The 18,852-nt window shown below is 70.0% G+C and carries 11 protein-coding genes; 6 read left to right on the top strand and 5 right to left on the bottom strand.

Translation table 11 applies throughout. The features are described from left to right. Positions 1–430 precede the first annotated feature (430 nt). From OHB41_RS27595 to OHB41_RS27570, 6 genes are all read left to right on the top strand, one after another. Entirely contained in the window at positions 431–1,228 is a 798-nt protein-coding gene (locus OHB41_RS27595; protein WP_266700836.1) for a Crp/Fnr family transcriptional regulator, read from the top strand. A 400-nt stretch (positions 1,229–1,628) separates the two neighbouring features. Then, on the top strand, positions 1,629–2,552 hold the full coding sequence (locus tag OHB41_RS27590; protein ID WP_266700835.1) for a hypothetical protein: 924 nt from the start codon (positions 1,629–1,631) through the stop codon (positions 2,550–2,552). Beyond that, the gene (locus OHB41_RS27585; protein ID WP_266700834.1) at positions 2,549–4,816 is read left to right on the top strand and encodes a hypothetical protein; all 2,268 of its coding nucleotides are present in this window, start codon (positions 2,549–2,551) and stop codon (positions 4,814–4,816) included. Before OHB41_RS27590 ends, OHB41_RS27585 begins: the two co-directional genes overlap by 4 nt. A 78-nt stretch (positions 4,817–4,894) precedes the next feature. Next, positions 4,895–6,697 carry a hypothetical protein gene (locus OHB41_RS27580; protein WP_266700833.1) on the top strand — a complete coding sequence of 601 codons (1,803 nt, stop codon included), beginning with the start codon at positions 4,895–4,897 and terminating at the stop codon, positions 6,695–6,697. Next, positions 6,694–7,311: a Pycsar system effector family protein gene (locus tag OHB41_RS27575; protein WP_266700832.1), complete on the top strand. Its 618-nt coding sequence runs from the start codon at positions 6,694–6,696 to the stop codon at positions 7,309–7,311. The genes OHB41_RS27580 and OHB41_RS27575 overlap by 4 nt, the downstream gene beginning before the upstream one ends. 47 nt (positions 7,312–7,358) lie before the next feature. Then, positions 7,359–8,723, top strand: coding sequence for a M48 family metalloprotease (locus tag OHB41_RS27570; protein WP_266700831.1), 1,365 nt, complete (start codon positions 7,359–7,361; stop codon positions 8,721–8,723). Positions 8,724–8,774: 51 nt separating this feature from the next. Here OHB41_RS27570 and OHB41_RS27565 read toward each other — a convergent pair whose 3' ends face one another. The 5 genes from OHB41_RS27565 to rplJ all read right to left on the bottom strand — a co-directional run bounded on the left by OHB41_RS27565 (position 8,775) and on the right by rplJ (position 18,604). After that, positions 8,775–9,293: a DUF1707 and DUF4190 domain-containing protein gene (locus OHB41_RS27565; RefSeq protein WP_266700830.1), complete on the bottom strand. Its 519-nt coding sequence runs from the start codon at positions 9,291–9,293 to the stop codon at positions 8,775–8,777. A 154-nt stretch (positions 9,294–9,447) separates the two neighbouring features. Further along, positions 9,448–13,347: a DNA-directed RNA polymerase subunit beta' gene (locus OHB41_RS27560; protein WP_266700829.1), complete on the bottom strand. Its 3,900-nt coding sequence runs from the start codon at positions 13,345–13,347 to the stop codon at positions 9,448–9,450. 111 nt (positions 13,348–13,458) lie between these two features. Continuing rightward, complete coding sequence (gene rpoB, locus OHB41_RS27555) at positions 13,459–16,944, bottom strand: DNA-directed RNA polymerase subunit beta (RefSeq protein WP_148010013.1); 3,486 nt, start codon at positions 16,942–16,944, stop codon at positions 13,459–13,461. 639 nt (positions 16,945–17,583) lie between these two features. Then, on the bottom strand, positions 17,584–17,964 hold the full coding sequence (gene rplL / locus OHB41_RS27550; RefSeq protein ID WP_266700828.1) for a 50S ribosomal protein L7/L12: 381 nt from the start codon (positions 17,962–17,964) through the stop codon (positions 17,584–17,586). A 109-nt stretch (positions 17,965–18,073) separates the two neighbouring features. Then, complete coding sequence (gene rplJ / locus OHB41_RS27545) at positions 18,074–18,604, bottom strand: 50S ribosomal protein L10 (protein ID WP_266700827.1); 531 nt, start codon at positions 18,602–18,604, stop codon at positions 18,074–18,076. Positions 18,605–18,852: the final 248 nt, after the last annotated feature.

The raw sequence follows: 18,852 nt of genomic DNA, 5'->3' as shown, positions 1-18,852 counted from the left end.
GTGAAGCTAACCTGGAACGCCACCGACCCACGCGGTCGGGTGTGTCGAATGCTGCAGATTCCCGCCGCGAGGCGAAAAGGGCGCAGATTACGGTGGCCGGTTACGGCTCGCCTTGCGGTTTGAAGGCACGCACGCGAGCCAGGGCACACCCCAGGCACAAGGTCTGAGCGTACCTACCTCACGGACTTCGGTCAAAACAAATGCTGTCCAGGGCGACACGCCGGACTTCCCACCCCCCTCGGACGGGCTCGCCCACCACGTCCGCGACGACCTGTCGGGGCCCCCGCGACCGTCACGCGGCAGGCCGTGCCGGGGCCGCCGGAGCCCGGGAGACGGGCTGCGCATCCTGGCCGAATCGCGCCCTTTCGGGCTCCGCGGTCTTGCGCTTTCAGTACGTTGATCCGTCCGCTGCGAGGACTGGGGGACGAGCATGACGACAGGGACGGTGGCCCATCCGTCGGACGACGGGGGCCTGGACGACCGGGTGCCCTTCCTGGCCCGGCTGGAGGCCGAGGACCGTTCGGCACTGCTCGGGCTCGGCCGCACGCTGGACTTCGCCCAGCGCATCATCCTGCTGCACCAGCACGAACCGTCCGCGCACGTCCTCTTCCTCGTGACCGGCTGGACCAAGGTCACCGCCTCGGCCGCCAACGGCTACGAGGCACTGCTCGCGCTGCGTGGTCCCGGTGACATCGTCGGGGAGTCCGCGGTGCTGACCGGCCGGCCGCGCTCGGCGACGGTGACCGCGCTGGAGCCGGTGCGGGCGGTGGCCGTGGAGCACGAGCGCTTCCGTGATTTCCTGAGCCGTTCACCCGACGTCTCCTTCGCGCTCCTCGGCCTGACCGCGGACCGCACGCGGGCGGCCGACCGGCGGCGGCTGGAGTTCGCCTCGATGAGCGTGCGGCAGCGTTTCGCGGTCCTGCTCCTGGACCTGGCCCGTACACACGGCCGGCGGACGGCGGAGGGCATCGAGCTCGCGGTGCCGCTGAGCAAGCAGGAACTGGCGGGCTCGGTCGGCGCGTCGCGCGAGATGGTGCAGCGGCTGCTCAGAGAACTCCGCGACAAGCATGCCGTCTCCACGGGGCGCCGCACGCTGCTCATCCTGCGCCCCGACATACTCCGCCGCATCGCGGCCACGGAGTTCCCGGCCGCCGGGATTCCGTCCCCACAGGTCCCTCAGGAGGGGGAGGGACAGCTGCCGCGGGGAGGCGTAGGCGGGGAGGCGTAGGCGGGGCGGCGCCGGCGGAGAGGCGTAGGCGGCGAGGCGTCGGCGCGACGTTCGGCGCCGGGAAGGAAGCGGGGGCGCGGGCGGGGTCGGGGAGCGCCGTCGGGGGTGGCTGACCGACCGGCGTGACTGGGCGTCCGGGGTGACTGTCCGACCGGGGTAGCCGAGCCGACCGGGGTGGCCCAGGGCGTGCCAGGCGCCGCGAGGCAGGCGGGACTTTCGCAACACGACCTAGGAGTCCGCTCGCCCCCCGGGTCCCCGAGGCGGCCCCCCGGTGTCCCCCTGACCTCCCGCGGCCCTTCTGTGCACACGGTCACACTCCGAGTGGGTCATCCGCCCTCACGGCCCGGGGCGTCCCGCCACCAGGCTGCTGGTCTGCACGGCACACCTCCGAGAGGCGACCATGACCCACCCCGTGAGCCGCACGATCCTGTTGCTGGACATCGAGAGGTTCAGCGACCGGGACGACGTGGAGCAGGCGTACCTGCGGCGCATGCTCTACGACATCACCGACCGCGCCCTGGAGCACGCCGGCGTCGACGAGACCCGGCGGCTGCGTGCCGACCGCGGCGACTCCGTGATGGCGCTCATCGACGCGAACGCCCCGGTGACCACACTGCTCCGCGCGCTGCTCACGGAGGTCCCGGCCCAGCTGAGGGCCGTCAACCGCATGGCGTCCCGTTCCGCCCAGATCCGCCTGCGCGGCGTCCTCGCCACCGGCTACGTCGCGGTCGACGCGCTCGACGGCTGGGTCGGCTCCGACCTGAACCACGCCTGCCGCCTGCTGGACGCCCACCAGCTGCGCGCCGCCCTGCGCGAGCGCGCCGACGACTTCGCGCTCTGTGTCTCCGACGCGCTCTACGCCGGCGTCGTACGGCACGACCACCCCGGAGTCCCGGCCGCCGACTTCCGCCCGATGACGGTGGACAGCAAGAACGGCCCGCTGAAGGCATGGCTGCACGGCCCGCTCCCCGGCGCCCCGGCGCCCACGCGAGACCACGATGACACGGGGGCGGGGGAGACCGGGGCGCCGGGCGGTTCGGGGGACCGCCCGGCGCCCACGGTCCCCCCGCGGGGCGGCCCCGGCGAGGACCGCCCGGCGCCGGCCGGATCAGGGGGAGTCCCGGCGCCGGGCCCCACGCTCCGCATCGACGGCGGCTCCGTCGACATCAGCGGTGGAGTGTTCGGCGGCAACCAGTACGGCGGCATCAGCGGCGGCCACTTCAGCGGCAATGTCACCTTCGGCGACCCAGGCGACCGGGAGCGGGGCGGCCGGAAGCACGGCGGCCGGGCACAGGACGGCCAGGAGCAGGGCGGCGGCGCGTGAGCACCCAGGAGCCGGCGGGCCAGGGTTCCCAGGCCGGCCCCCGCCCCGGCCACGACGGCCCGGCCTCCGGCCACGGCGGCCCCGGCACCGCCGGGGACCAGCCCTCCACCACCCCCGTACCCGACGAGACCCCCCGTGGCGACGACCACGACGCGTCGGAGGAGCACGACCAGCCCCAGAACGCCTGGTCGGCCCGGCGCGACCTGGTCGACCACAGCCCCCGGACCATGAACGTCGGCGCCAGGGCCCGCTTCGGCGGCGGCCTGCTCGGGGGTGACCAGCACGGCGGTATCAGCGGCGGTCACTTCACCGGCGACGTCTTCATGGGCGGCAGGACGGAGATCTACCACCTGGGGTCGGCCGGCACGGCCTCGCACACACCGTCCGCGGGCGAGGTCCCTCGCTCCACCCTGGAGCGGTTGGACGGGAGCTTCGTCGCCGACGCCCAGGTCATGGACGACCTGCTCGACCGGCTGCGCCGCGACCGCGTTCTGGTCCTGTCCGGCGCCCGTTTCACCGGCAGACGCACGGCCGCCCTGATGCTCCTGCACCGCCTCGGCGCCGCCCCCGTCCGCACCCTGGTTCCCGACACCGCCCCGGGCAGCCTCACCGACGGGTTCACGGCGGAGGCGGTGGAGAAGCGCGACGGCGACCGTGCGCGCGGGTACGTCCTGTGCGACCTCGCCACCCGCCGGGACCGCCCGCTGCGCGAACCCCATCTGCTCGCCGCCCGGGACCGCCTCGCCGAGCAGGACGCCTACCTGGTGATCACCGTCGGTCCCAACGCCGCGCTGGAGGACGTCCCCGCCGTCCGCTGGGAGCCCCCGGCCGCGGCCGACGTCCTCGCCACCCACCTGCGCGCCCGCACCGACGAGGAGAGCACCGCCAAGCTGCTCGGGCTCCCCGACACCACCGAATTCCTGGGCCGTGGGCACCAGTTGCGCGAGGTCGCCGCGTTCGCCCGGCTGCTCGGTCGGTACGCGGCCGGGGAGGTGACCGAGGACGCCGTGGCGCGGTTCTCGCTCGTGTCGCTGGAGAACCAGGTCCAGGAGTGGTTCGAGGAGGACGAGGCGTCGATCCACCTGCGGGACAAGGCGTTCCTCGTCGCGCTGGCCGCCTTCGACGGCGGCCCGTACGCCCTCACCGCCGAACTCAGCGATCTGCTCTACCGCTTCCTCCAGGAGACCGAGAACCGGGCCCGTGTCCCGGAGGTCCCCGTCTTCGGCACGCATGTCGGCAAACGCCTCCAACTGGCGCGCGCCCACCGCTACGAGGAGGCCGAGCACACCGAATGGGGCCCGGTGACCCAGCGGAAGGCGGCGTTCCGCGACGACCGGGCCTCCCTCGTCCTGCTGCGCGAGGTGTGGACGGGCCACCCGTCCGCGCGGCCCGCCCTGATCGCCTGGCTGCGCCGGCTCGCCGACGACGGCCGCCCCCTGGTCCGTACCCGGGCCGCCTCCACCGTCGCCGTCCTCGCCCGTACCGACCTGCCCTCCGCGATGGCCCTGGTCATCGAACCCTGGGGCACGTCCAAGCTGTTCCGGCACCGGCTCGTCGCCGTCAACGCGCTCACCCTCGCGCACCTCGTCGGCACGCCCAACATCCCCCGCATCCTCGACGACTGGTGCACCCACGACGATCCGCGGCTGCGCTGGGTGGCGGCGCGGGCGTACGCGCTGATCGGACCCGAGCGGCCGGTACAGGCGCTCGCCGCGCTGCGCGGTGCCGTCCGCCGGCTGTACACGGACGCCCCCGACGACCTGGACGGCGAGATGGCGCGCGAACTCGCCGAGGCCGTGGAGCTGTTGCTCCTCTCCCCCGCCAGCGATGTCGTGCTCGGCGAGCTGCTCGGCCGCCTCGACGACGACCGTGCCGTACACGACCTGGCCCTCGGCGGCTTCGTCAACGCCTGCCGCCGCACCGAGGACGACGAGCGGTACGGCACCCCGCTGGTCCTCGGCTGGTACGCGCGGGCGGCGACCGAGGGCGCCGCGGCCGCCCACGGCATCCCGGCCCTGTGGCGGGCGGCCCTCGCCGACCCCCGGGCCACCCGGCACGCGCTCGACGTACTGCGCGACTGGGTGCTGATCGCCGACCGGACGCCGGCCGCCGAATGGGCCCTGGCCGCCCTGCTGCCCGCTCTCGTCACCACCACCGCCGAGCACCAGCGGCTGAGCCATCTGCTGCGGACCATGCCCGGCGAGGACGGAGCGCCCCCGCCCCTGGTGGCCGCCCGTCTGCTGACCACCCTGCCGGCCCGCTGACCGGGGGCCCGCCGCCAGAACCTTCCGACCCAGGCGACCGGAGGCGAAGCGCCCCGGCGTTCCCGAGGAGACACGCACATGCCCACCTTCAACCGCCCGCCCGAGTGGCAGCAGCAGGCGGACCGTCACTCCGACCTGGTCGACCCGGTGCTCACCGTGCGCCAGCTGTCGCGCTTCGAGCTCTCGCTGAAGCATCTGGTCCGCATCGACCACGCCCTGGTCTTCTCCACTCCCAAGGGCGGCTACGAGACGTATCTGCCGCCCCGGAGGCCGACGCGCAGCGAGATCGCGGCGAAGCGGTACTCGGCCGTGTACGAGGTGGACATGGGCGTGCATCCCCACTCGGCCGAACTCACCCTGCCGAGCGACAACGACGCCTTCGAGTTCACCGCGGTCCTCGACCTGTCCTGGCAGGTCCTCGATCCGGGCCGGTTCGTGGAGAGCGGGCACCGGAACGTTCCGGCGACGCTCATCGGCGAACTCCAGCAGGCGGCCCGGCCGGTGAGCCGCCGTTTCGCCATCGCGGACAGTGCCGCGGCCGAGCGGGAACTGCTCCAGGCGGTCACCGTGCTCGGGCCGCTCGGGGCACCGGCGGGACTGCAGGTCACCTGGACCCTGCGGCTCCGTCGCGACCAGGCGAACATCGAGCACCAGCAGCGGCTGCAGGCCATCGAGTACTCGGCCGCCGAACAGGTGCGGGTGGCGCAGCGCGGCATGGAGGTCGACGTCGAGGCCGACCGCCGGTTCCGGCAGCAGGACGCCCTGCAGATCGACCGGGCGATGGCGTACGGCAGCCGGCAGCAGGAACTCGCGCTCCAGCAGCAGCAGTGGCAGCACGAGCAGGCGCTCCTGCTCAGCGGGCAGCAGCATCAGCTCGCCCTCCAGCAGGGGCACCAGCAGATCGAACTCCAGAGACTGGAGGAGGAGAAGATCGCCTTCTACCAGTGGCACCTCCAGCAGGGCGGTGTCCATGCCTGGGCGCTGCATCTCGCCCAGCGCCCGGAGGACTCCCACCTCGTCATGTCCAGCATGCGCGAGGACCAGCTCCGGATGATCCAGGCCCAGATGGACCTCGTGAAGCAGCTGCTGAGCGGCGACACGGCCGAGGGCTACGAGCTGGAGGGCCCGAAGCAGCTGGCCCTGCGCACGGTCAGCGACATCCTCAACCAGCGCCTCCCGGGGGTCCCGCAGACTCCTCCTCTCCTCCCGTCGGCCGCCGGTCCGGCGTACCCGGACCCGCCGATGCCGGGATACGCGCCCAGCGGCCCCGGACAGGCCGAACCCCCGGCTCCCGGCCGGCCGCCGCTCCAGGAGCCCACGGCGCAGACCGCCGACTTCGACGCCCGCCTCCCACCGACGCCGACGTCCGCACCCGCGCCGACACCCGCATCCGCACCGGCACCTGGAGCGGGTCCCGGAGCGGGTCCCGCCGCCACGCAGCCGTACGGGCCGTACGGCTCGTACGCCGGGCAGACGGGCCCCGCGGCGGGTCAGCATCCCGGCGCCCAGCCGTGGCCGGCGGGAAGCCCGTACGGGGCCCCTGGCGGTCCCAGCGGGCAGTCCCCGCAGTCGTACGCCCCGCCGCCCCCGGTCGTGCCCCCACTGGTGCCTCCGGCCCCTTACCCGGGCGTTCCCACCCCGCCGGCCGGACCCGTCGCGCCCGAAACCCCGGCCTGGCAGCCGCCCCCGGGCTACGGCAGCACGCCGACCCTGCCCGCGCAGGACGTGGCAGCCGTCGCCCGACCTGCCCACGACACCCCGCGGCCCGACCATCCGCGCCCCGAAGGACCGAGATCTGCTGAACCGGGGCCCGATGCACCGAGGCCCGACGCACCGAGGCCCGCCGAGACTGACGCCGGCGCTGCGGAGGACGGCACGTGACCGCACTCGACCCGGCGCCCGCCACCGACCCCGTCGGGGACCCGGCAACTCCGCCCGGAGCCCCGCCCGTAACCCAGCCCACAGGCGCTCCCCTCCCGGACCGCCACCAGGACGCCACCACGCCCGAGACCGTCCGCCTCTGCGAGCGCCTCCTCGCGGACCTCCGCGCCGAGATCACCCGCGCCGACAGCAAGGCATCGGTGCTGGTCGCCGCGCTCGGCATGACCGCGGGCGTCTTCAGCGGTCTGCTCGCGGGGCACGGCTGGACGCCGGCCGCGCTCTCCGTCCCCGGTGCCGCACTGTGCTGGGCGGGCGTCGGCTCCCTCGCCCTCTCCCTCCTCGCCCTGCTGCTGGCGGTGCTCCCGCGCTACGGCGCCGCCGACTGGGCGCCGGGCCATCCGCTGTCGTACTTCGGCGACATCCAGCAGGCCGTACGGCTCGGCTGCCTGCGGACCGCCCTCGCCGACACCGGCCGCGATCCCACCGGAGGCCTGGCGAAGGCCCTCGCCGAGACGAGCGGGATCGCCGCGCGCAAACACCAGTGGATCCGCACCGGGCTGATCGCCTTCTGCGTCGGCACGGTCCTGCTGCCCGCCTCACTGCTGATCGGCTGACACCGGCCGGCCGTACTCGCCGCTCGTCCCCACGCAAAGGAAGCACCGTGACCCAGCCACCGCCCTCACCACCGGAGTACCCCGAGCACCCCGCACCACCCCAGTCCCAGGTACCCCCGCCCTACCCGGGACAACAGCCCCCGACCTACCCCGGTCAACAGCCCCCGCCGTATCCAGGCCAGCAGCCCCCGCCGTATCCAGGCCAGCAGCCCCCGACCTATCCAGGCCAGCAACCTCCGCCGTATCCAGGCCGACAAACCCCGACCTGTCCAGGCCAGCAACCTGCGTCGTATCCCGGCCAACAACCCCCGACCTATCCAGGAAGCCAACACCCACAGGCCCTGCACCACCCGCAGCCCCCGCACTACCCGCAGGCCGCCACGCACTCGCCCCAGCCCGCGTATCCGCAGGCCGCGGCACCCCCCATCCCGGCCCCGGCCCTCTCCCCCGACGACCCCGCCCACCCACACCACATCAGCACCGACCACGGCCGCGTCCACATCCGCAGCCAGCAGCGCCGCACCGACTCCACCGCCGTCGGCAGTCTGCTGCTCCACCTGCCGAACTTCCTCTGCAGCCTGTTCGTCGTCGCCCTGTTCTCCGCCTTCTTCGGCGACCTCGGGTTCCTCGTGGTCCTCGCCTGGCTGGTCAGCGGCGCACTGGTGTTCCACCGGCCCACCGAGAGCGCCATCGCGCGCCGTCTGCTCCGCCTGCGCTACCCCACCCCGCAAGAACGAGCCAAACTCGAACCGGTCTGGCACGAGGTCACGGCGCGCGCCGGTGTCGAGGGCCGCACCTACGAACTGTGGGTGGAGGACAGCGACGGCCTGAACGCGGTCGCCGCCGCCGGCCACATCGTCGGCGTCACCCGCTTCGCCATGAACCATCTCCCCAACGGGGAGCTCGCCGCGGTCCTCGCGCACGAACTGGGCCACCACGTCGGCGGCCACGCCTGGTCCTCGCTGCTCGGCTACTGGTACGCGCTGCCCGGCCGGCTCGCCTGGCGGGTCCTGCGCGGGTTCGCGAGCATCGTCTTCAAGGTGTCGCGCGCGTTCTCCTGCTTCGGGGCCGCGTTCGTCGTGCTGGTCCTCGGCGGCCTCGCCCTGGCGACGGTCAGCACGCTGTACGGACTTCCGCTGCTCGTCCTCGCCGTGCCCTACGCGCTCGCCGCCGTCGGGCGCCGGGCCGAACTGCGCGCCGACGAGCACGCCGCTGCCCTCGGCTTCGCCCCGATGCTGGCCGCCGTCCTCCACAAGCTGCACCAGCAGGAGCAGTACGAGACGGCCGCGCTCACCGCCCGCAACGGCGGCGTCCCCCCGCGGGAGAGCCCGCTCAGCAAGCTGCTCTCGTCCCACCCGGACCACCACACACGGCTGCACCACCTCCAGCCGTATCTCCAGCCGCCCGCCTGACGGCGGAGGGGCCGGCCGAATCCCGGCTGACGCCGGAGGCCGGCCGGCCGCTCAGCCCCCGGACACCACCCCGACGATCATGACCAGCACAAGGAACAGCGCCCAGGCCGAGACCGACATCCAGCCCAGCACGAGACCTGTCATCGCGAGGCCCTCGCCGCTCTCCCCGGTACGGCGCATCTCCGAGCGCGCCGAGTGCCCCAGGACGACCGCGGGAATGCCGGTGGCACCGAGCGTCACCAAGGTGAGCAGTCCGCAGACCACGGCCCCGACCGCCTTCCCGTTGGTCACCGGGCGCGGCGCGGGCAGGAACGTCTGCGGGACGACCCCGGAGCCTGCCGACATCGGTACGGGACCCTGCGGCAGGTCGCCGACGAGCACGGCCAGCTCACCCACCGTCCGGGCCGCGTACGCCCGCGCCACCCGCTTCTCGAACTCGCTCTGATCCAGGCGGCCTTCGCCGAAGCCGGCTCTCAGCACGTCCACCGCCCGCTCCCGGTCGGCGTGCGACGCGAGCATCGACGGCCCGCTCTGTCCCTGCCACGGCTGCCACGGCGTCGGGTACGACACGGAATGCCTCCCCCCAGACGGATTCCTCCATCATGCTCCAACGCGGCATTTCCGGCACCGGTTCCCGCAGGACCTCCGTACCGCCGGGCGGGCCCGGAGAACGCCGAAGGGCGGCCACCCACGAAGGGTGACCGCCCGTCAGTTGACGTACGCCTTACTGGTTGTACGGACCGTAGTCGTAGTCCTCCAGCGGAACGGCCTGGCCGGAGCCCGTGCCGAACGGCGAGTAGTCGATGTCGTCGTAGCCGACGGCCGAGTACATCGCGGCCTTGGCCTCTTCGGTCGGCTCGACCCGGATGTTGCGGTAACGGGACAGACCCGTACCGGCCGGGATGAGCTTACCGATGATGACGTTCTCCTTGAGGCCGATCAGGGAGTCGGACTTGGCGTTGATCGCCGCGTCCGTCAGAACCCTGGTCGTCTCCTGGAAGGACGCCGCCGACAGCCACGACTCGGTCGCCAGCGAGGCCTTGGTGATACCCATCAGCTGCGGACGGCCGGAGGCCGGGTGGCCGCCTTCCTGCACCACACGACGGTTCTCGGTCTCGAACTTCGAACGCTCGACCAGCTCGCCGGGCAGCAGCTCCGCGTCGCCCGACTCGATGATCGTCACGCGGCGCAGCATCTGCCGGATGATGATCTCGATGTGCTTGTCGTGGATCGACACACCCTGCGAGTTGTAGACCTTCTGGACCTCGCCGACCAGGTGGACCTGGACCGCGCGCTGACCGAGGATCCGCAGCACGTCGTGCGGGTTGGTGGCACCGAAGGTGAGCTTCTGGCCCACCTCGACGTGGTCACCCTCACGCACCATGACCTTGGCACGCTTCGAGATCGGGAACGCCGTCTCGTCGCTGCCGTCGTCCGGGGTGACGACGATCTTCTTGGTCTTCTCGGTCTCCTCGATACGGACGCGGCCGGCCGCCTCCGAGATCGGGGCGACACCCTTGGGCGTACGAGCCTCGAAGAGCTCGACGACACGGGGCAGACCCTGGGTGATGTCGTCACCGGCCACACCACCGGTGTGGAAGGTACGCATCGTCAGCTGGGTACCGGGCTCACCGATGGACTGGGCGGCGATGATGCCGACCGCCTCACCGATGTCGACCAGCTTGCCGGTGGCCAGCGAACGGCCGTAGCACATGGCGCAGGTACCGACGGCGGACTCGCAGGTCAGGACCGAGCGGGTCTTGACCTCCTCGATGCCGTGCTTGACCAGCTCGTCGATGAGGACGTCGCCGAGGTCGGTGTTGGCCGGGGCCAGCACCTTGCCGTCGACGGTGATGTCCTCGGCCAGCGCACGGGCGTACACGCTGGTCTCGACGTTCTCCGCCTTGCGCAGCACGCCGTCCGCGCCGCGCTCCGCGATGTGCAGCTTGAGGCCACGGTCGGTGCCGCAGTCCTCCTCGCGGATGATGACGTCCTGGGAGACGTCGACCAGACGACGGGTGAGGTAACCCGAGTCGGCGGTACGCAGAGCGGTGTCCGCCAGACCCTTACGAGCACCGTGGGTCGAGATGAAGTACTCCAGCACCGACAGGCCCTCACGGAAGGAGGCCTTGATCGGACGCGGGATCGTCTCGTTCTTGGCGTTCGACACCAGACCACGCATACCCGCGATCTGACGCATCTGCATCATGTTTCCTCGGGCACCCGAGTCGACCATCATGAAGATGGGGTTCGTCTTCGGGAAGTTCGCGTTCATCGCCTCGGCGACCTCGTTGGTCGCCTTGGTCCAGATCGCGATGAGCTCCTGCGTGCGCTCGTCCTTGGTGATCAGACCACGCTCGTACTGCTTCTGGACCTTCTCGTCCTGCGCCTCGTAGCCCTTGACGATCTCCTTCTTCGCCTCGGGAACGACGACGTCGGAGATGGCCACGGTGACGCCGGAACGGGTCGCCCAGTAGAAGCCGGCCGCCTTCAGGTTGTCGAGCGTCGCCGCCACGATGACCTTGGGGTAGCGCTCGGCGAGGTCGTTGACGATCTCGGAGAGCTGCTTCTTGCCCACCGAGTAGTCGACGAACGGGTAGTCCTCGGGCAGCAGCTCGTTGAAGAGCGCGCGGCCCAGGGTCGTACGGAGGCGGAAGGTGTCACCCTGCTGCCACTCCGGCTCACCCTCCTCCTGCGCCGGCGGGGTCCAGCCGCGCGGCGGGATGGTGCCCACCGGGAAGCGGATGTCGACCGCCGACTGGAGAGCGAGCTCCCCGGCGTCGAACGCCATGGTCGCCTCGGCGGTGGAGCCGAACGCCCGGCCCTCGCCCTTGACGTCGCGCAGCTCGCCGTCCGTGGTCAGGAAGAACAGACCGAGGACCATGTCCTGGGTCGGCATCGTGACCGGGCGGCCGTCGGCCGGCTTGAGGATGTTGTTCGAGGACAGCATCAGGATGCGGGCCTCGGCCTGCGCCTCTGCGGACAGGGGCAGGTGGACGGCCATCTGGTCACCGTCGAAGTCCGCGTTGAACGCGGTGCAGACGAGCGGGTGGATCTGGATGGCCTTGCCCTCGACCAGCTGCGGCTCGAAGGCCTGGATGCCGAGGCGGTGCAGCGTCGGCGCACGGTTCAGCAGAACCGGGTGCTCGGCGATGACCTCTTCCAGGACGTCGTACACGACCGTGCGGCCGCGCTCGACCATCCGCTTGGCGCTCTTGATGTTCTGCGCGTGGTTCAGGTCGACCAGGCGCTTCATCACGAACGGCTTGAAGAGCTCCAGCGCCATGGCCTTCGGCAGACCGCACTGGTGCAGCTTCAGCTGCGGACCGACGACGATCACGGAACGCGCGGAGTAGTCCACACGCTTGCCGAGCAGGTTCTGACGGAATCGACCCTGCTTGCCCTTGAGCATGTCGGACAGCGACTTCAGCGGACGGTTGCCGGGGCCCGTGACCGGGCGACCACGACGGCCGTTGTCGAAGAGCGCGTCGACGGCCTCCTGAAGCATGCGCTTCTCGTTGTTCACGATGATCTCGGGGGCACCGAGGTCGAGAAGGCGCTTCAGACGGTTGTTGCGGTTGATCACGCGGCGGTACAGGTCGTTCAGGTCGGAGGTCGCGAAGCGGCCACCGTCCAGCTGCACCATCGGACGCAGGTCCGGCGGGATGACCGGCACGCAGTCGAGCACCATGCCCTTGGGGCTGTTGCTGGTCTGCAGGAACGCGGAGACGACCTTGAGGCGCTTGAGCGCGCGGGTCTTCTTCTGGCCCTTGCCGGTGCGGATGATCTCGCGGAGGCGCTCGGCCTCCTCGTCGAGGTCGAAGGACTCCAGGCGCTTCTGCAGCGCCGCGGCACCCATCGAACCGTCGAAGTACGTGCCGAAGCGGTCACGCAGCTCGCGGTAGAGGAGCTCGTCGCCCTCCAGGTCCTGGACCTTGAGGTTCTTGAAGCGGGTCCACACCTCGTCGAGACGGTCGATCTCGCGCTGCGCACGGTCGCGCAGCTGCTTCATCTCGCGCTCGGCACCCTCGCGCACCTTGCGGCGCACGTCGGCCTTGGCGCCCTCGGCCTCCAGCTCGGCCAGGTCGGTCTCGAGCTTCTTGGCGCGGGCTTCGAGGTCGGCGTCGCGGCGGTTCTCGATCTGCTGACGCTCGACGGAGACGTGCGCCTCCAGCGAGGGCAGGTCGCGGGTGCGGCGCTCCTCGTCGACGTACGTGATCATGTACGCGGCGAAGTAGATGACCTTCTCGAGGTCCTTCGGGGCGAGGTCGAGCAGGTAGCCCAGACGCGACGGAACGCCCTTGAAGTACCAGATGTGGGTGACGGGAGCGGCCAGCTCGATGTGGCCCATCCGCTCACGGCGCACCTTGGCGCGAGTGACCTCGACGCCGCAGCGCTCACAGATGATGCCCTTGAAGCGGACGCGCTTGTACTTGCCGCAGTAGCACTCCCAGTCCCGGGTCGGACCGAAGATCTTCTCGCAGAAGAGTCCGTCCTTTTCGGGCTTGAGGGTGCGGTAGTTGATGGTCTCGGGCTTCTTGACCTCGCCGTGGCTCCACTGACGGATGTCGTCAGCGGTGGCCAGACCGATCCGGAGCTCATCGAAGAAGTTGACGTCGAGCACTATGCGTCAATCCCTCTCAGGGTTGTAAGTCATGGGGTCTGATACGGGGGTCCTGGGGCCGGCCGGGGGCTCATCGATGTTCATCGTCGAGCCCCCGTAACCGGACTCCCGTCAGACCTCTTCGACGCTGCTCGGCTCGCGCCGGGACAGGTCGATGCCGAGCTCCTCCGCCGCGCGGAAGACGTCCTCGTCGGTGTCACGCATTTCGATGGACATACCGTCGCTGGACAGCACCTCCACGTTGAGGCAGAGAGACTGCATCTCCTTGATGAGCACCTTGAAGGACTCGGGGATGCCGGGCTCGGGGATGTTCTCGCCCTTGACGATGGCCTCGTAGACCTTCACGCGGCCGGTCACGTCGTCGGACTTGATGGTCAGCAGCTCCTGGAGGGCGTAAGCGGCGCCGTACGCCTCCAGCGCCCACACCTCCATCTCACCGAAGCGCTGGCCACCGAACTGGGCCTTACCACCCAGCGGCTGCTGGGTGATCATCGAGTACGGACCGGTCGAGCGGGCGTGCAGCTTGTCGTCGACCAGGTGGTGGAGCTTGAGGATGTACATGTAGCCGACCGAGATCGGCTCCGGGAACGGCTCGCCGGAGCGGCCGTCGAACAGCGGCGCCTTGCCGGTCGGGAGCACCATGCGCTCGCCGTCACGGTTCGGGATCGTGTGCTGCAGCAGACCCGCGAGCTCGTCCTCACGCGCACCGTCGAAGACGGGGGTGGCGACGTTGGTGCCCGGGGCGACCTGGTCGGCCTCGATGGCCTGCAGGCGCTGCGCCCAGTCCTCCCCGAGGCCGGAGACGTCCCAGCCGCGGCTGGCGAGCCAGCCGAGGTGGATCTCCAGGACCTGTCCCGGGTTCATTCGGGACGGGACACCGAGGGGGTTGAGGATGATGTCGACCGGGGTGCCGTCCTCCAGGAACGGCATGTCCTCGATCGGCAGGATCTTCGAGATGACGCCCTTGTTGCCGTGGCGGCCGGCGAGCTTGTCACCGTCCGTGATCTTGCGCTTCTGCGCCACGTAGACACGAACCAGCTGGTTCACGCCCGGCGGCAGCTCGTCGCCCTCTTCACGGTCGAAGACGCGGACGCCGATGACCTTGCCGATCTCGCCGTGCGGCACCTTCAGCGAGGTGTCGCGCACCTCGCGCGCCTTCTCACCGAAGATCGCGCGGAGCAGGCGCTCCTCGGGGGTCAGCTCGGTCTCGCCCTTGGGCGTGACCTTGCCGACGAGGATGTCGCCGGCGACGACCTCGGCACCGATACGGATGATGCCGCGCTCGTCGAGGTCGGCGAGGACCTCCTCGGAGACGTTCGGGATGTCCCGGGTGATCTCCTCGGGGCCGAGCTTGGTGTCACGGGCGTCGACCTCGTGCTCCTCGATGTGGATCGAGGAGAGGACGTCGTCCTGCACGAGGCGCTGCGACAGGATGATCGCGTCCTCGTAGTTGTGACCCTCCCACGGCATGAACGCCACGAGCAGGTTCTTGCCGAGCGCCATCTCGCCGTTCTCGGTCGCCGGGCCGTCGGCCAGTACCTGGCCGGCGATGACCCGGGCGCCCTCGTCCACGACAACCTTCTGGTTGACGGACGTGCCCTGGTTGGAGCGGGAGAACTTGTGCAGGCGGTACGTGGTGTACGTGCCGTCGTCGTTGGCGGTGGTGACGTAGTCCGCGGAGACCTCCTGGACCACACCGTCCTTCTCCGACTTGAGCACGTCGCCGGCGTCGACGGCGCAGCGGTACTCCATGCCGGTGCCGACGAGCGGCGCCTCGGACTTGATCAGCGGAACGGCCTGGCGCATCATGTTCGCGCCCATGAGGGCACGGTTGGCGTCGTCGTGCTCCAGGAACGGGATCATCGCGGTCGCGACCGACACCATCTGGCGCGGCGAGACGTCCATGTAGTCGACGTCCTCACCGGGGACGTAGTCGACCTCTCCGCCACGACGGCGGACCAGGACGCGGGACTCCTCGAAGCGGAGCTCGTCGGTCAGCGGCGCGTTGGCCTGCGCGATGACGAAGCGGTCCTCTTCGTCGGCCGTCAGGTAGTCGACGTCGTCGGTGACGACGCCGCCCGTGACCTTGCGGTACGGGGTCTCGACGAAACCGAACGCGTTGACCCGGCCGTAGGAGGCGAGCGAGCCGATCAGACCGATGTTCGGGCCTTCGGGCGTCTCGATCGGGCACATGCGGCCGTAGTGCGAGGGGTGCACGTCACGGACCTCGAAGCCGGCCCGCTCACGGGAGAGACCACCCGGGCCAAGAGCCGACAGACGGCGCTTGTGGGTGAGACCCGACAGCGGGTTGTTCTGGTCCATGAACTGCGACAGCTGGCTGGTGCCGAAGAACTCCTTGATGGAGGCGACGACCGGCCGGATGTTGATCAGGGTCTGCGGCGTGATCGCCTCGACGTCCTGGGTCGTCATGCGCTCGCGCACGACGCGCTCCATACGAGCCAGACCCGTGCGGACCTGGTTCTGGATGAGCTCGCCGACGTTGCGCAGACGACGGTTGCCGAAGTGGTCGATGTCGTCGGTCTCGACGACGATCGAGGTGCCGTTGTCACCAACGGTCTCGGTCTCACCGGCGTGCAGCTTCACCAGGTACTTGATCGTCGAGATGATGTCCTCGACGGTCAGGATGCCGGCGTCCAGCGGGGCTTCGCCGCCCAGCTTCTTGTTGACCTTGTAGCGGCCGACCTTGGCGAGGTCGTAGCGCTTCGGGTTGAAGTAGAGGTTCTCGAGCAGCGTCTGCGCGGCCTCACGGGTCGGGGGCTCACCCGGACGCAGCTTGCGGTAGATGTCGAGCAGCGCGTCGTCCTGGCCCTGGGTGTGGTCCTTCTCCAGGGTGGCGCGCATGGACTCGTACTCGCCGAACTCCTCGAGGATCTGCTCGGTGGTCCAACCGAGAGCCTTCAGGAGAACGGTCACGGACTGCTTGCGCTTGCGGTCGATGCGGACACCGACCATGTCGCGCTTGTCGATCTCCATCTCCAGCCAGGCGCCCCGGGACGGGATGACCTTGGCGGAGAAGATGTCCTTGTCGGACGTCTTGTCGATGGAGGAGTCGAAGTAGACGCCCGGCGAGCGGACCAGCTGGGACACCACGACACGCTCGGTGCCGTTGATGACGAAGGTGCCCTTGTTGGTCATGAGCGGGAAATCGCCCATGAAGACCGTCTGGGACTTGATCTCGCCGGTCTCGTTGTTGGTGAACTCGGCGGTGACGAAGAGCGGGGCCGCGTACGTGAAGTCGCGCTCCTTGCACTCGTCGATGGAGTTCTTCGGGGGCTCGAAGCGGTGGTCGCGGAACGTCAGGGACATCGACCCGGAGAAGTCCTCGATCGGGGAGATCTCCTCGAAGATCTCCTCCAGACCGGACTTCGTGGGGACGTCCTGTCCGCTGTCCAGAGCCGCCTCGACACGAGCCTTCCACGCTTCGTTTCCGAGCAGCCAGTCGAAGCTCTCGGTTTGCAGCGCAAGAAGGTTCGGAACCTCGAGGGGCTCCTTGATCTTTGCAAAGGAGATGCGCAGCGGGGCGGTGCTGGCGCCGTTGTTCGTATTCGCGGTCGAGGCAGTGCGCGAGGCGGCCAAGAGGGGGTCCTTCCGAGGGCTCGGACTCACTACGCGCGTACCGGCCCCCCACTGGGGCACAGAGACAGACTGTTCCCGACTCAGCCTAAAAGGCCAGGTCAGAGATAATCCGGTCGTCGGTGCTCAAGCGAGGGCATGCCCCTGGTGACGGGCAGGAGGCAGCTAACAGGCAGCGCAAAGGGTCAGTGTAGCCACTAGGCCCACTGATGTCCAGTCCCGGTTTTTTGAGACCCTCGTTGTTGTCAACACCTGCGGCAAGCCACGCCCTCAATGCACATCGATACTGCCCTCTTCGTCGCCGATCCATGCCTCGGATCCGGATCGTTGTGACGACGCGTCCTGAGAATTGCGCGCTGCGTGCGGTTCGTCAAGGCCCCCCATGCCCTAAGCAAGTGCCGCGATCGTCACGTGCAACCTGTCTTGCAGCCCGTCTTGCAGCCCGTCACGGGGCTCGGCCGGAGGCACAACGAAGATCACCATACTCGTCGCGAACCACAGTGCAAGGCAGCCGCTGCCGGAGCCCCTGAACGCCGAAGAGCGACCACCCAGTTGGGTGATCGCTCTTCGGTGCGTCAGCGTTACAGCGCCACGGGGGCGACTGTGACAGCTCGCGAGGGAGCCCTCAGCGGGCTCCTGGGACTACTTGACCTCGACGGAGGCGCCGGCGCCCTTGAGGGACTCGGCAGCCTTCTCGGCGGCCTCCTTGGCGACCTTCTCGAGGACGGGCTTCGGAGCGCCGTCGACGAGGTCCTTGGCCTCCTTCAGGCCCAGCGAGGTCAGCTCACGCACGACCTTGATGACCTGGATCTTCTTCTCGCCGGCACCCGTGAGGATGACGTCGAACTCGTCCTGCTCGGCCTCGGCCTCGGCCGGGGCGGCAGCGGCGGCGGGGCCGACGGCGACCGCGGCGGCGGCGGTGACGTCGAACTTCTCCTCGAAGGCCTTCACGAACTCGGCGAGCTCGATGAGGGTGAGGTTCTCGAACTGCGCGAGCAGCTCTTCCTGGGACAGCTTCGCCATGATGGCGTCCTTCCACTAATTCGGCAGGTGCCGGATGTACTGGTGAGGCGGGCGTACGTTCGGCCCGCTACGACCGTCGCCTCAGGCGGCGGTCAATGCGCGAGCCGAATTACTCGGCACCGCCCTGCTCGGCCTTCTTGGCACGAAGCGCCTCCGCGGTGCGGACGAACTTCGAGGGAAGCGCCTGGAAGAGCGAGGCAGCCTGGGACTGCTTGCCCTTGAAGGCACCCGCCAGCTTGGCGAGCAGAACCTCGCGGGACTCGAGGTCCGCAAGCTTCTTGATCTCGTCGGCGGACAGCGCCTTGCCGTCAAGGACACCGCCCTTGATGACGAGGTTGGGGTTGTCCTTGGCGAAGTCACGAAGACCCTTCGCCGACGTCACCGGGTCACCGGTGATGAAGGCGACCGCCGTCGGACCGTTGAAAAGGTCGTCGAGCGTGGAGATCCCGGCCTCGTTGGCCGCAATCTTGGTCAGCGTGTTCTTCACCACGGCGTACTGGGCGTCTTCACCGAGCGAACGGCGCAGCGTCTTGAGCTGCGCCACGGTGAGACCCCGGTACTCGGTCAGCACAGCGGCGTTCGAGCTGCGGAACTGGTCCGCGAGCTCGGCTACCGCGGCAGCCTTGTCGGGCCTTGCCATAGAGCGTCGGCCTCCTTCCGGGTGATGAGGACCGCTCGGAAGGGGCTGGGCAAACGAAACGCCCCGGCGCAGGCGCACGGGGCGTAGCTCGACCGGCATGTCCGCAAGCTGGGCAAGCGAACTCCGGGAGCACATCCACGGTCACCTACGCGGGTCGTCCGCAGTTTCAGCGGATCCTTCGGCCACCCTGCCCTCTTGCGAGCGCAAAGCAACGACCAGCGGTCTTTGGCTTCTGGGGAACAGTACGT

It is taken from the genome of Streptomyces sp. NBC_01571 (assembly GCF_026339875.1).
Classification (GTDB): Bacteria; Actinomycetota; Actinomycetes; order Streptomycetales; family Streptomycetaceae; genus Streptomyces.
The sequence above is the reverse complement of the archived record's forward strand: the minus strand, read 5'-3'. Positions and strand labels throughout refer to the sequence as shown.